Raw genomic sequence first — 13,673 nt, forward strand, 5'->3', positions numbered from 1 at the left:
TCGCCGTACCGCGATGAAAGCGTATACCGCTCCAGGCCCTCCAGAAGGGTATCCACCCCGTCCAAACGGAGGGCCGACCCGAAGAAGCAGGGGAAGAGACGGCGATCGGCCACCAACTTCGCCAGGCTCTCGTCCGGTACACCGCCGGTCCTGAGGTATTCCTCCATGACACCCTCGTCAAGCAGGGCCACATCCTCCATGCCGGCCTGGTCCAACCCATGGCTCAGGTCCAGGCAGGCCTGGGACCATCGCCTCCTGCTCAGATCGATGATCCGCTGGGAGTCAGCACCGGAAAGGTCCATTTTGTTGACGAATATGAAGGTGGGGACCCCATACCGCGCCAAGAGCCTCCACAGCGTGTCGACGTATCCCTCCAGGCCGGAGGTCGCATCGACGACCAGAAGCGCGTAGTCCAGAACGGACAGGGTACGCTCCATCTCGGCGGAGAAATCGACGTGCCCGGGTGTATCGACAATTGTCAGTTCCAAGTCGTGGAAGATCAGCCTGGCCGGTTTGGAGAAGATGGTGATACCCCGCTGCCGCTCCAGATCATTGGTATCCAGGTAGGCATCACCGTGATCCACCCTGCCCAGGCGACGAATCCGTCCGGCCCGGTAGAGCATGGCCTCGGACAGGGTGGTCTTGCCTGCGTCGACGTGGGCCAGCATGCCCAACACGATCCTCTTGGTCAACCCGAGTCCTCCATTCCTCCACGACCGTCTGGGAAGCCGCCGGTGTCCGGACCTGTCCGACTTCTACCGGCATCAACCATACGCAAGTTGCAACCCTGCCGCACGTCCGGCCATAGCCGACGGTAAGGGTCACCTCGGGGTCGATACCTGGTAGGTCAGGTCGTGGATGACCCGGCCGGCCTCAATCCCCTTACGTTCGAAGTTGGTCACGATTCTCCCCTCGAACCGCTCCGACTCCATAAAGGTGGCGTGGGGCAGGGAGGCGGCCTGGTCCACCGTCCCCTTGCCCACGTGCCGGATGGGCAGACCGACCGGCAAGTTCCCCAGGTTCCTGAACCGTGGGTTCCCGTCCATGACCTCGTGCACGTGCAGGGCGTAGTCCTCGATATCCGTGGCGATTCGCCAGACCCCGCCGGCTTCCAGGCAGTCCGCCAGATCATCGGCCAAGGCCGGCTGGACCAGGCGGCGTTTGTGGTGCTTCATCTTGGGCCAGGGATCGGGGAAGAAGGTCCAGACCTCCGCAATCATGCCCGGGACCATCCGGGCCAGGAGGTCCGGGGCGTTGACCTGGGCCAGCCGCAGATTATCCAGGTCGGACTTTCCGGCCTTGAGCATGGTGTGGGCCAGGCCCGGCCGATAGACCTCCAGGGCCAGATAGTTCCGCTCAGGGTGTTCCCGGGCCGAAGCCACGACGTTCTCTCCCTGACCGGACCCGATCTCGACGATCAGTGGCGCCTCCCGACCCCAGATGGACCGGATCATGGCGGCATCACATTGAAGGTCCTCCCCCACAGTCAACGATCCCTCCGCCTGCCCCAGGTCGAGGAGGTATCGGGAGGAGTACTCCGCCCAGGCCCGTGCCAGACGGTCATTGAGTTTCTCGGACCGCCTCGCATAGGAGACGATGGACCGGCATCCGGCATTGCGCTCTGGTTCTGCATTCATCACACCTCATATATATCCTGGAAAGTGCCGAGAAACGGGACTACCAGGAATTTGTCCCCGTGATATACTCAATATATAACAAAAAACAACAAATTATTGCAAAACCGAACAAGTCTCCCTGGTCCGGTTTTCGACAGGAAAGGCAAACACATGTCCGTTTTGGTTACAGGCGGTTGCGGGTACATCGGTGCCCACGTGGTCCACGCCCTCCATGAAGCCGGCAAGGAGGTCGTCGTGGTCGACGATCTCAGCTACGGCAAGCCGACCCGTATCGGCAAGGCCCGTCTCTACGGTGCCGACGTGGCCGCCCCGGGTGCCGATGAGCGTCTGATCGAAATCATCAAGGAGAACGAGGTCGATTCGGTCATCCACTTCGCCGCCCGCAAGCAGGTGGGCGAATCGGTCGAAAAGCCCATCTGGTATTACCGCCAGAACCTGAACGGCATGATCAACGTCCTGGCCGCCATGGCCCGGACCGACGCCAAGAAGCTGGTCTTCTCCAGCTCGGCCGCCACCTATGGCGAGCCCCCGGTCGATGTGGTCCCCGAGGACGTCCAGCCCATGCTCCCCATCAATCCCTATGGGCAGACCAAGCTCTTCGGCGAATGGATGGCCCGGGCCTGCGAGGAACCCCACGGCATCCGCTTCTGCGCCCTGCGCTACTTCAACGTGGCCGGCTGCGGCCCCGTGGAGCTGGAGGACCCCGCCATCCTCAACCTGATTCCCATGCTCTTCGACAGGCTCAAGCAGGGCAAGGCGCCTGCCATCTTCGGTGACGACTACCCCACCCCCGATGGGACCTGCGTGCGGGACTACATCCACGTCTCCGACCTGGCCGATGCCCACATCGCCGCCCTGGGTTACCTGGACCGCGATGAACGCAAGTACGATGCCTTCAACGTGGGCACCGGTGAGGGCACCTCGGTCCGTCAGATTGTGGACGAGGTCAAGAAAGTCACCGGGCTTCCCTTCAAGGAGGCCGTCAAACCACGTCGTGCAGGCGATCCACCCCACCTGATCGGCGACCCCACCCGGATCAACACCGAGATGGGTTGGCACGCCAAGTACTCCGTGCAGGACATCGTCGAGTCCGCCTGGCGGGCATGGCAGGCGAATCCCGATCACCATATCGACACCGCCACCTGGAAGCAGACCGACTGATCCGTTCACCGTACTCAGCGACGCGCCGGGGGCTTGCATTCCCCTGTCCGTCATGTAGACTTTTCTCTTGGCTGTCCAAGCAGCCACGGCTCCGTAGCTCAGCTGGTTAGAGCGCCGCCCTGTCACGGCGGAGGTCACCGGTTCAAGTCCGGCCGGAGTCGCTGGGAATGGTCTGACCCGGTTTGTCCGGGTCTTTTCGACTGTTCATGGCTCTGTAGCTCAGTTGGTAGAGCGAGCGACTGAAAATCGCTAGGTCAACGGTTCGATCCCGCTCGGAGCCACCAGCAGTAATCCCCTCTCCCCTCCGTGGGAAGAGGGATTTTTATATTACGCAGGCGATTTCACAAGCTGAGGCAAGCAGTGGTCCAAAGGGAGAGGAACCCCCGGAAAGTCCGCAGCCCTCCACATGGAAACACCAAAAGACCATCAAGGAAAAGAGCCCACACAACCACCACCGCTGGAACCGGCGTTCAACAGGCACGACATACCTCAGGATCGGGTATACCTCGCCGGACTCAGAGCTGGTCAGCCACCCAATCGACGATGTACGGTGCCGTGTGCTCGATCTGGTCGATGGCCACCTCGAACTCATGGGAGCCGCCATACCAGGGGTCGACCAGGTCGAGCCGGCTCTCCTGTCCTGGAGCCGGCTTGGGCAGGTCCGGGTCAAAGCTCCTGTAGAGGTGGACGGCCTGACGCTTCTGAGACGGGAGGAGACGAAGCAGGGACCTCATATGGTCCGCGGTCATGGGCAGGAGCAGGTCGGATTCATCCGCCTCCTCCCTGCTGATTCGATGGGCGAAGTGGTCCGAAGGAACCTCGTAGCCCCGCTCACGCAGAACCTTCTGGGCGCGCCGGTCAATGGGATTGCCGAATTCCTCGTCACTGACCCCGCTGGACTGGACCACGACCTTGTCGGCCCCCAGTCCCCGGTCTTCGAAGAACTTGCGGAGGATGATCTCCGCCATGGGCGAGCGGCAGATGTTACCGGTGCAGACGGTCATGACCGTGTACGGTCCCGGTCTGCAAGTGCCGTCAGTCCTGCCTGAGCCCATCATCGCACCTTCTCATATGTCGTGAAGCAATACCGTGCAATCCGGGAAGACTGCTCGGTACTGGCCGGAACCTCCCACTCCCCCTGTTCGGAAACCCGCCAGAACCGTTTACGAACCAGGTCATCCATATCAGGCATGAAGGTATCCGCGGGAACCTCCAGGTCCAGGTCGGTCACAAAAGCCCGGTCGGCCAACGGGAAGAAGGACTCAAAGAGCTTGGCCCCCCCAATGATCCAGATCTCTCCCCGATCCATCCCATCCGCGGGAATGGCCTCCTGCTGGGCCATGTCGAGGGCATCCTCGGCCCCCGTGACCACCGTGGCACCCGGTGCCCGGTAGAGGGGGTCGGTCGTGACGACGATGTTGTCCCGGTTGGGCAAGGGCTTGGACCCCATGGACTCCCAGGTCCTGCGTCCCATGACCACGGGGTGGGAGATGGTCAGCTCCTTGAAGTGCCGCAAGTCCTCGCTCAGATGCCAGGGCATCCCGTTCCGATTGCCTATGGCGCCAGGCCGCCCGTCCGTGGACCGCGCCTGTGCCCAAATCAGATTGACAGAGGGGGGACGTTCAATGTCCCCTTCCGAATCCTGCCAATACTCACCACCTAAAAGCCCGGCCTGCCCGGGCTCGGGTTCGTGATAGCCGCTACGGCTACTGTCATGCTCCATCTGTTGCATTCACTCCTCGTGAAGGGTAGGTATACCAGCCCATGATAATCAACTACCTTGACGGCGCAAGCCCCGACAAGCGGTTCTTCAGACGGCCACCGGGGCCTTGATGGCCGGGTGGCTCTGGTAATTGACCAGCTCGAAATCCTCGTACCGGTAATCGAAGAGCGAGGGCGCCTTCCTTATCCGCATCTGCGGATAAGGATAGGGAGTCCGCGAAAGCTGCTCCAGGACCTGGTCGATGTGGTTGTCGTAGATGTGGCAGTCCCCGCCGGTCCAGACGAACTCCCCCGGTTCCAGCCCCGTCTGCTGGGCCATCATCATGGTCAGGAGGGCGTAGGAGGCGATGTTGAAGGGAACGCCCAGGAACATGTCGCAGGAGCGCTGATACAGCTGGCAGCTCAGACGCCCGTCGGCCACATAGAACTGGAAGAGGGCGTGGCAGGGCGGCAGGGCCATCCGGTCCGTTTCGGCCGGGTTCCATGCACTGACAATCATCCGCCTGGAGTCGGGATGGGTCCTGATCAGATCCAAAACCGTCTGGATCTGATCGATGGTCCGGTTGGGATCCTCCGTGGTCGGCGCAGGCCAGCTTCGCCATTGAACCCCATAGACCGGGCCCAGATCGCCGGTCTCCGGGTCGGCCCACTCGTCCCAGATGTGCACGTTGTGCTCCTGGAGCCAGCGGACGTTCTGCGACCCCTTGAGGAACCAGAGCAGCTCGTAGGCGATCCCCCGGAAATAGACCTTCTTGGTCGTGAGCAGGGGGAAGGCGGAGAGATCGAACCGCATCTGCTGGCCGAAGAGGGAGATGGTCCCGGTTCCGGTCCTATCCGACTTGAGGTTACCCTCCATGAGTATCCTGCGGACCAGATCCTCATATGGCATGGGGATATCGGTCTGTGGACGTTCCGGGATCCTGGAACGAATTTCCTGCAACTGTTCTTGGGACAAAGCCATGGTTGCCAGTCTATCAAGCCGCGGCCAACATGGACCCGAATCTCTCCCCTGGAACAAGCGCGGACCGCTTACGCCGGGGACATAGCGCAAGAGGACAAAACAGCCGATTAAGGTTAGATTGAAGGATAGGGCACGCCGGCCAGGTGTCGGCGGCGCAACGCATCCCTCCCGGGGTGCCTGATCAAGGAGGAAACATGGGCAAGAGACTGTGGGTGGAACGCAACAAGGATGGTTCCTGGGACGCTTTTTCGGATGAAGGCGCCCATATCAAGTTCGGCAAGGGCAAGGGACAGTTCAATCCCGGTGACCTGATGAAGATCGCCCTGGCAGCCTGCGGTGCCCTGTCCAGCCAGTTTGCGGTCGAGAACACCCTGGGCGAGGGCAAGGGGGCCAAGATCGTCGTCGACGGCACCTATGACCCGGAGGATGACGCCTACCTGAGCTTTACCGAGCATGTGGACGTGGACGCCACCGATGCCCACCTGAGCCAGGAGGAGGCCGACAAGCTCGAGGAGCGGATTCGCCGACACATCGCCAAGGCCTGCACGGTTGAGCATACCTATGAGCATGAGACACCGGTCAGGCTGGCCGTCAAGGTTCGCCACTGACACCAGCGGTCGATGCTCCGAGCGGCGACCACCACACATGCGAGATGACCCCCCTGGGTATGATTCGTGCCCAGGGGGGTCATCTCGCATCCATCAGGGTTGGTATGCCCCGGAACCAGTCAATGAACCCCCGACCCGGCCCGGAGCCGAGCTGGGACTTCAGCCGGACCACTACTTCTGGCGTTCCGGATCAATCTTGGATTCGATATCGGCCAGCTGCTCGGGCTCGGCCGTGTCGACGGAAACCTGCTCCACGCCGGTGATCTGGTCGATATCCTTGGTTTCGACCACCAGACCGCCCTCCGCGGCCGCCTTGAGCCCGGACTCTTCGGCTTCCACATACTTGCGGGGAACCACGTATACGGGGCTGACAGCGTGCTGAAGAAGACCCTGACTGGTCGATCCCAACAGGAGGCCGGTGAAGCCGCCACGGCCACGGGATCCGACAACGACCACGTCATGGGTCTTGCTGGCCTGGGTCAGGGCCTCGACGGCCGAACCCGGCACCACACTCTTGGTCACCCGCAGGCCGGGATAGGTCTTCAACAGGGGGGCGATACGGGTGTTGAGATCATCCAGGTAGGAGTCCATGACACTGCGCTCCTCGACTGAACCCGTACCGGTGAGGCCTGAGATATTGGGAACCGCCGACATGACATTGAGTTCCGCGTTCCAACTGTCCGCAAAGCCTGCGGCAATCTGCAGGGCCTTCAGACCCCACTTCGACTCGTCGGAACCGACGGCCACACGCTTGATCTGGTTGTTCAGGTGCATCAGGTTGCCGTCGTCATCGGTGTAGGGCACGACAACGATGGGGCAGTAAGCATATGCGGGCAGACTGGAACTGGTGGTGCCCAGCAGACGCTCGGCCAGTCCTCCCTTGCCGCGGTTGCCGATGACGATCAGCTTGTAGTTGCGGCTGAGCTCCACGAAAACGGAGGAAGGATCGCCCGTGACGATCAACGTGGCCGCGCTGACACCCTGATCATCTGCGATGGCCTTGGCCTTGGACAGAATCTCCTGGGCATCGTTGTGGGCGGCCACGTCATCGCCCATGGTGGTGTATGTGGCATCAAATGAGACCGCTGCATAGCTGGGAAGGGAGTAAGCGCACACGATCTGCAGGGTCAACCCCGCATGCTTGGCGAAATTGGCAGCCCACCAGGCAGCCTTGTAACTGGCATCCGAACCGTCGACACCTACCAGAACAGCCTTATCGTTGCTCATCAGACGACCTCCTTGTACTCGTGGCGATGCAACAAGCTTGACACCGCTCCTACTTTCAGGATAGCCCACCGGAGTTCGATAGATAAGTCGGGAGACGGGGAACACGCCCGAATACCCCCCTACCCCGGCGCCTGATTCCCGGCGGTACCAACCCTCCACATTTCCAGAAGCGGGAGTCTGGCCGTCATTGACCAATCACAGAATTACATATAAGAAAAGCGCCCCAAACCGGGCGCTTTTCAGAATCCAATCCCGAGGTCGATTTTCTCAACCCGCCGGACTGCCGCTCAGACCAGTCGACGATAGGAGAAGGCCTGGTAGGGAGCCTGGACCTTGACGGTCTGACCGGGGGCGGGAGCGTGAATCATAAATCCATTGCCCACGTAGATGCCCACATGCCCGGGAGCCACCATCAGATCCCCAGGTGCTGGATTGCTGACCGGCACACCGAAACCGGCCTGGGCATCCGCACTATGGGGAAGGGCGACACCGAAATGCGCAAAGACGTACTTGGTGAAACCGGAGCAATCGAACCCGCTCGGGCTCTCACCGCCAAAAACATAAGGAACGCCTTGGAACTGCATGGCATAGTTGACCACATCCTGACCGGTACCAGTCACAGGAGCATCATTGACCGGCACGGCAAGGCGCTGGCTGGACCGGCTGGCCGCCTCGGACTGGCGCCTGGACGCTTCCGCAGCCTGAGCCGCCTGAGCCGCCTGACGGGCCTCGGCATCCTTTTCAGCCTGGGACTTGGTGGTCGGAATACTCAGAGACTCGATACCACCCCAATTTGAGTCCTTCTCAACCGTGGTCGAGGTGGACTCATCGAGGAGGTTGGCCCTCACCCTGTTGTGAGGTGCAAACGAGCGAGATGAGGTAACTGCGGAATCTGCGCTATCTGCGGCATTGGCTACAGCCGGAATTCCCGCAAGCAAGGAGCCGCACAAAGCGGCCGTTGCGAGGAGAGTCACATTTTTTCGTACGTTTTTCATCGCTCATAATCCTATCACAACAATCGGTGATTGTTGATCGTATTCGGGAAACCCACAGGGGAGACGAAACGAACAACCAGACCCAGTCCGGAAGGAGGAAAAACCCTCTACCCGACATCAGGGAATTCTCGGGGCAGACCACCGAAGAAGACGGATATCCTAATAATGGATGTACTGCAAGGCATGAACATTAGTCAGGGTGCGCGAATAAGTCTTGCCGTTCATGACGGCACCGCACTCCGAGGTGACGATTGACCCATCGGCGTTGATCTTCTCAACAATGGCCACATGACCGTAGAAGGCGTCGGAACCCTCCTGGCCTGCCTGGAAGACGATGACATCACCGACGTTGCGGGGTGTGTCATCGACCCAGTACCCCAGGGCCTTGGCCGAAGCGGCCCAATCCCTGCCGTTGCCCAGGTGGGAACCCACCGGCAGGCCCAGTTGGTGACGGCGGGTATAGGCCCACCATGTGCACTGGCTGAACTCATAGGCATTGCCACTGTCACCGGTGGCGTGGTTGGGATTGAACCCCGAAGGAATCACATCCTGGTTCACGTCCATCAACCTGGCGACGGCCGGATTGTTGGCCAGGGACCTGGACATCTGTCCGGCATCGAGTCCTTCATCACCGAGCTGCCAGGAGCCCTCGTTCGTCTGGGAGACGTCCGACAGATTCCGACGGGCCTCGGAACGGGAGACCGTATTGCGGCCATACATAGTGGAATCCAGGGACCCCGCAGAGGAAACAACGGCATTCCCGGTACTGATTGCCAATGGTATTGAAGCATCATTCCTGGCCTGTGACATGACCAGAGAGGAGGCTGCGGCACCGACCAGAACGGTCAGGGCCGAACCGGTCACCAGGTGGGCACGGCGTGCCTCGGCCTTGGCGGCCAGACGGATGGAACGACGGGTAGGAGGGGCCACCTCGTTAAGTTTGGCGGCCAGGGCGTCATCAACACCCGTGTCCACCTGTGATCCGGATGCTGAAGGAGGGGACACGAATCTGCCTATACGTGCGCCTTTCCTGGCCGTAGCCCGATGCGCAGCATGCTTCATATATCAATCACCCCTGTTTGCGTTCCAACACGGCTTTCGTGTCGTTCCACGAACCTTCACAAGTGAACACCTTAAACCAATCCACAACATTCGACAAATGTCATTGCTTGTCCACCCTGGTGTACTCAACCACGGCATCCGCGTTGGTTCATCTTCGACAACCGCAGATCCTTTAGGGTTATATGGCGCATGTTCGGCCAGGGTCCACTGTGACACGGACACCTTTTGTCGGCGTGTCAGCGCCGGTGTGTCGTCCATTGGTCCACTTACAGCGAACCGGCGGTCCTGGTCAGACGGGAGTGGAGGCCAGGAGGAAGGAACCGTTCTCCTGGGCCGGTTCTGGGTTCATACCAGATCGCTGGGCCATGGTGATCTCGACCCGTCCGTCCTCCGAGGGGATGAAGACGGCCTGACCCTGCCGCAGGGTCAGGGACTGGTATTCGGTCGAGCACTGCACGGCCCCCTCGGTGCAGAGGAGGATGCGCGGCCCCCGGCGGGGGATCATGAGACGACGCGGCCCCAGCTTGTCGATCAGGTCTCCATAGCGCTGATTCAGCCTGGTCAGGAGGGGCCAGGCCGCCCCGCCCTTGGACACGTTGCCGTAGACCAGCATGTACTCGTTGATCTTGGGCCGGTAGGTCACCATGTTGTGCATGATCAGGGTGGCGATCATCGAGCTGGATGGGTCGATGGTGGCGTTGGGTTGGCAATCCAGACTGCGCAGCAGGTTGGGAATGTCACGATGCTTGGGGGTCATGCCCGCCCTCAGGACATTGTCGGAGTTGGTCATGATCTCGGCCGCCGTGCCATGGATGTAGGCATGGGGGGTGCCCGCCGGAATGAAAACGGACTCCCCCTCCTCAAGGCAGACCGGATTGAGCATCAACAGACACAGGACCGACGGGTCGCCAGGGAAGGCATGGATGGCCTGGAGGGCGTTGTCCATGGCCGCCCGGGCCTTTCGTCCCCTGACCTTCAGACTGGCTGCCTCCAGGGCCGGTCCGAGCGTATCGGGTGAGACCTTGGGGGCGGTAACGGCGGCATGGAAGGCACGAAAGACCCTCCGTCTGGAATCCGGCCATATCAAGGAGGAGACGGGCATCATGGCATCGGCCTGGGCGAACTGTGCCGGCGGAACACCCATGTGGAAGGTCCGCGCGGTCAGGGCCTCGGCCATCAGGCCGGCCAGGGGGTGGTCGACCGCCCGTAGGAGGGTCAGCTGGAAGGGCACCGGGGCGAAACCGACCGAGGCTGTAAAGGGTTCCAGGGCCACCACCATCTCGTTCTTGGCCAGGGTGTCCTTGAAGGAACGCTCCGGGGCCTCCTTGGGTATGCCGGCGGCGTTCTCCCGGTTGAATCCCGCCCTGGCCTCAAAATCCAGAGGATGGACCTGAAGCGAGAGGGGAATGCGGGCCGAGATGACCTTGAAGAGGTAGGGCAGGATGGGCCCGAACAGCTGCGAGTCATGCTCACCCAGCATGGTCATGGGGTCACGCCGAATGGCATCGGTCAGGGGAACCTCGACCCCGTCGGACAGGGTCAGCGGTGAAGGGGATTCCGCGTGGCCGCTGAACCACATCTCGGCCAGGGGTTCCAAATGATCACCGTCCACCGGGCCCAGGTGAAACATGTTCTGCAGGCGGTCATAGGATCCCCAGGCATAGTGCTTCTCCACGGCTCGGATCGGAAACACACAAGCCCCTTTCTGAAGAAGTCATCGCCCGGTGCAGGGGCATGATGCTCCCGCCAATGCCGTCATGATATGACAGGACCCCGTTTCGGGGCAAGATTGACACCGACCGGGTGTTACCCATATGGGCTGATGTCGCAGAATCGGATACAGTGGGTCATATGAAGCTGGCTCCGATTTTCGATCCGTGCGCGCGCAGGCCCTCGCCCAAGCCCGTGCAGGTCGACCTGCGCAAGATCTTCCTCTTCGGAACAGCTGCGTGGATCGTGTTCCTGATAATCATGGCCATCCTGAAACTGGCTGGATTCGAGACCACCAAGCCCTTGATCGTATGCCTGGCCGGGGTGGGAGTCGGTATCCTTCTGATTATCTGGGAACACTTCAATCGTTGGGATTATCGGCGGCTGGCCGAGTAGAATCCCCGCCGTCCCCGCCTGCCAGCGGGAGGATCAGACTGAAGGTGCTTCCCTGGCCCGGTGCACTCCAGACCGTTACGGAGCCATGATGGGTGAGGGCCACATGCTTGACGATTGCCAGGCCCAGCCCTATTCCGATGGCCGTCTGCTCGTTCTGGTTGTCGGCCCGGTAGAACCGTTCGAATATCCGGCCCTGGTCGGCCTTGTCGATGCCCTTGCCCCGGTCGATGACACGGATGACGGCAAAGCGTCCGTCCTTGGATGGCTGGGCCACCATGGAAACGGTCGATCCCTCCGGCGAATAGGAAATGGCATTCTCGACCAGCTTGGCCAGGGCCACCCTGATCTGCTTACCGTCACCGTGAATGGTCAGGGGCCGGTCGCACCGCCACAGCAGCCTCACGTCGGCCTGGTCGGCACCGGCCTGCTCGTCCTGGACCACCGCTTTGACCTCCCCGGCCACATCCAGTGTATTCTCCCTGCTGGGTTTTATCTGTTCCTGGGCCCGGATCAGCAGCAAGAGGTCCTTGAGTACGTGCCCCAGATAGGCACTGTAACGTTGGACGGAGGACGCATCCTTGGAGACGCTGCGCAGGTGGCTACGGAGCAGGTCGGGGTCATCCCCATCCAGATCGGAGGTGGTCTTGAGCTGGGCGGCCAGTTCCTCCAGGGCCTGTACCGGCTTGAGCATCTGCCGGGAGACGTTGGTCATGAAGGCATCCCTGGTCTGGACGAACCTGACGGACTCACTCACATCATCGATGAGGACCACGACCAGGGAGTCACTGATCCTGCCCAGGATGACCTTCAGCCAGTTGGTCCTCGAGACCGACCGGGCGCGGATGGGTGTCCCCTCCCCGTCTTCCGACTGATCCGACCCTGCCACCTCCTGCGGCTCGTTTTCATCCGGCTCATCATCAGCCTGGGAGGTTCGGCCATCCTGGGGGGAGCCGGCTGAAACTGCGGTGTCTATGGCGAATTCGGTGGGGGTTTGGGTGGTCATACTCAGGCTTCGACGGCCTCCCGACTGCCTGACCTGCCTGATGGCCTCCATGATGCGCGGATCGCGGATTTCGTCATTCCCGACGATGCCCAGCCTGTAGGCATCGGGACTGGAACGAACCACCTCATCATCCCCGTTGACCACCACCGTGGCCGCCGGAATCAAAGAGAGGAGGGCCTCGGCCGAGTCATCAAGGTCCTCCTCATCCTCCTGGTCGCCATCATCCTCACGGTTGCTCAGGAAGCTGCGCACATGTGCCATGATCGTTGCCATATATGTACTCCCTCCGGTCTCCCGGTGCCTACGGTCGGCGCCGTGACCTGAACCAGGTGCCGTTGACGGTTCCGGCACCATTCTTGCATATCAGCAGCCCCTCCCCCGCACACCTGCCGGGCATCCCCGCGTCGGACTTTTTCTTGCCGCCCCGGTCGCATAGACTGGTGACCATATCGTTGACCGAGGCCGAAAGGGAAAGACATGCGCGTGATCTTCAACGAGGAACTTGGACTGGTGGCCGACGACCTCGACAGGATGGCCATAAGCGTCCGCGACGCCATCAAGAAGGCCGGCCGTTCCATGCTTGAATGCGATGTGGAGACTGCCCAGGAGGTCATTGACGGCGATACGGGCATCGACCACCTCCAGGCCAGCATCATCGATCAGTGCATCAGGCTCCTGGCCAAGCAAAGCCCGGTGGCGACCGACCTGCGCGTGGTGGTCTCCACCCTGAGCCTTTCCGCCACCTTTGAGCGCATGGGCGACCTGGCCCGGCACATCGCCGAAACGGCCCGACGCTCCTACCCTGAGCCGACCCTGCCCGAGGAGGTCGTTCCCCTCTTCCAGCAGATGCGGGACTTCCTGGACGTCCTGGCCGACCGCCTGGTCGATATGCTCTCCGACAGGGACACCACCATCGCCGAGCAGATCATCATCAGCGACGACAAGATGGACGAACTCCATCAGAAGACCTTCGACTACGCCCTTTCCGACGAATGGAAGGGATCCAGGCAGCAGCTGATCGACATGGTCCTGGTGGCCCGGTTCATGGAGCGCCTGGGCGACCATGGCGTCTCGGCCGCCCGTCGCGTGGTCTATATCGTCTCGGGATTCGACCCCTCCAAGGACCCCAAGGACCTGGAGGCCGATCTGGACTGACCTCCTGTGGTTGCGTACCAGCATGAGGCCCCTGTT

General features: G+C 61.3%; 14 protein-coding genes and 2 tRNA genes. 6 read left to right on the top strand and 10 right to left on the bottom strand.

Going from position 1 to position 13,673, the window contains the following annotated elements; genetic code table 11:
- Both Q0K62_RS07100 and trmB read right to left on the bottom strand, forming a co-directional pair.
- A partial coding sequence (locus Q0K62_RS07100) for a GTP-binding protein (protein WP_297317281.1) occupies positions 1-692 on the bottom strand: 692 nt, incomplete at its 3' end.
- A gap of 129 nt (positions 693-821) precedes the next feature.
- Positions 822-1,637 carry a tRNA (guanosine(46)-N7)-methyltransferase TrmB gene (trmB, locus tag Q0K62_RS07105; protein ID WP_297317282.1) on the bottom strand — a complete coding sequence of 272 codons (816 nt, stop codon included), beginning with the start codon at positions 1,635-1,637 and terminating at the stop codon, positions 822-824.
- Positions 1,638-1,787: 150 nt separating this feature from the next.
- Here trmB and galE point away from each other — a divergent pair, with 150 nt between their 5' ends.
- From galE to Q0K62_RS07120, 3 genes are all read left to right on the top strand, one after another.
- Complete coding sequence (gene galE / locus Q0K62_RS07110) at positions 1,788-2,798, top strand: UDP-glucose 4-epimerase GalE (protein WP_297317283.1); 1,011 nt, start codon at positions 1,788-1,790, stop codon at positions 2,796-2,798.
- Positions 2,799-2,885: 87 nt separating this feature from the next.
- Positions 2,886-2,959 (top strand) — tRNA-Asp (locus Q0K62_RS07115).
- A gap of 47 nt (positions 2,960-3,006) precedes the next feature.
- Positions 3,007-3,082, top strand: a tRNA-Phe gene (locus Q0K62_RS07120).
- Positions 3,083-3,313: 231 nt separating this feature from the next.
- Here Q0K62_RS07120 and Q0K62_RS07125 read toward each other — a convergent pair.
- From Q0K62_RS07125 to Q0K62_RS07135, 3 genes are all read right to left on the bottom strand, one after another.
- The gene (locus Q0K62_RS07125) at positions 3,314-3,853 is read right to left on the bottom strand and encodes a low molecular weight protein-tyrosine-phosphatase (RefSeq protein ID WP_297317294.1); all 540 of its coding nucleotides are present in this window, start codon (positions 3,851-3,853) and stop codon (positions 3,314-3,316) included.
- Positions 3,853-4,521 carry a dihydrofolate reductase gene (locus tag Q0K62_RS07130; RefSeq protein WP_297317284.1) on the bottom strand — a complete coding sequence of 223 codons (669 nt, stop codon included), beginning with the start codon at positions 4,519-4,521 and terminating at the stop codon, positions 3,853-3,855. Before Q0K62_RS07130 ends, Q0K62_RS07125 begins: the two co-directional genes overlap by 1 nt.
- 87 nt (positions 4,522-4,608) lie before the next feature.
- Positions 4,609-5,481 carry a thymidylate synthase gene (locus Q0K62_RS07135; protein ID WP_297317285.1) on the bottom strand — a complete coding sequence of 291 codons (873 nt, stop codon included), beginning with the start codon at positions 5,479-5,481 and terminating at the stop codon, positions 4,609-4,611.
- 194 nt (positions 5,482-5,675) lie between these two features.
- Here Q0K62_RS07135 and Q0K62_RS07140 point away from each other — a divergent pair, with 194 nt between their 5' ends.
- Positions 5,676-6,089 (top strand): OsmC family protein, encoded by a 414-nt coding sequence (locus Q0K62_RS07140; RefSeq protein ID WP_297317286.1) that lies wholly within the window; start codon positions 5,676-5,678, stop codon positions 6,087-6,089.
- A gap of 171 nt (positions 6,090-6,260) precedes the next feature.
- On the opposite strand, the gene Q0K62_RS07145 is transcribed toward Q0K62_RS07140, so the two are convergent.
- The 4 genes from Q0K62_RS07145 to manA all read right to left on the bottom strand — a co-directional run bounded on the left by Q0K62_RS07145 (position 6,261) and on the right by manA (position 11,066).
- Positions 6,261-7,316: a universal stress protein gene (locus Q0K62_RS07145; RefSeq protein ID WP_297317287.1), complete on the bottom strand. Its 1,056-nt coding sequence runs from the start codon at positions 7,314-7,316 to the stop codon at positions 6,261-6,263.
- Between the two features lie 287 nt (positions 7,317-7,603).
- Entirely contained in the window at positions 7,604-8,164 is a 561-nt protein-coding gene (locus Q0K62_RS07150) for a C40 family peptidase (protein ID WP_297317288.1), read from the bottom strand.
- Positions 8,165-8,470: 306 nt separating this feature from the next.
- Positions 8,471-9,373, bottom strand: a complete 903-nt coding sequence (locus Q0K62_RS07155; RefSeq protein ID WP_366515894.1) for a CHAP domain-containing protein — start codon at positions 9,371-9,373, stop codon at positions 8,471-8,473.
- Positions 9,374-9,662: 289 nt separating this feature from the next.
- Complete coding sequence (gene manA / locus Q0K62_RS07160; RefSeq protein ID WP_297317290.1) at positions 9,663-11,066, bottom strand: mannose-6-phosphate isomerase, class I; 1,404 nt, start codon at positions 11,064-11,066, stop codon at positions 9,663-9,665.
- Between the two features lie 158 nt (positions 11,067-11,224).
- Between manA and Q0K62_RS07165 the strand changes: the two genes are divergently transcribed.
- Positions 11,225-11,479, top strand: a complete 255-nt coding sequence (locus Q0K62_RS07165) for a DUF2530 domain-containing protein (RefSeq protein ID WP_297317291.1) — start codon at positions 11,225-11,227, stop codon at positions 11,477-11,479.
- Here the strand turns inward: Q0K62_RS07165 and Q0K62_RS07170 are convergent.
- Positions 11,445-12,743: an ATP-binding protein gene (locus Q0K62_RS07170; RefSeq protein ID WP_297317292.1), complete on the bottom strand. Its 1,299-nt coding sequence runs from the start codon at positions 12,741-12,743 to the stop codon at positions 11,445-11,447. The genes Q0K62_RS07165 and Q0K62_RS07170 overlap by 35 nt on opposite strands.
- Before the next feature lie 216 nt (positions 12,744-12,959).
- On the opposite strand from Q0K62_RS07170, the gene phoU reads away from it, so the two are divergent.
- Positions 12,960-13,637 carry a phosphate signaling complex protein PhoU gene (phoU, locus tag Q0K62_RS07175; RefSeq protein ID WP_297317293.1) on the top strand — a complete coding sequence of 226 codons (678 nt, stop codon included), beginning with the start codon at positions 12,960-12,962 and terminating at the stop codon, positions 13,635-13,637.
- The last annotated feature ends 36 nt before the right edge of the window (positions 13,638-13,673 follow it).

The sequence above is a fragment of the uncultured Bifidobacterium sp. genome, from assembly GCF_945269915.1.
GTDB lineage: Bacteria > Actinomycetota > Actinomycetes > Actinomycetales > Bifidobacteriaceae > Bombiscardovia > Bombiscardovia indica.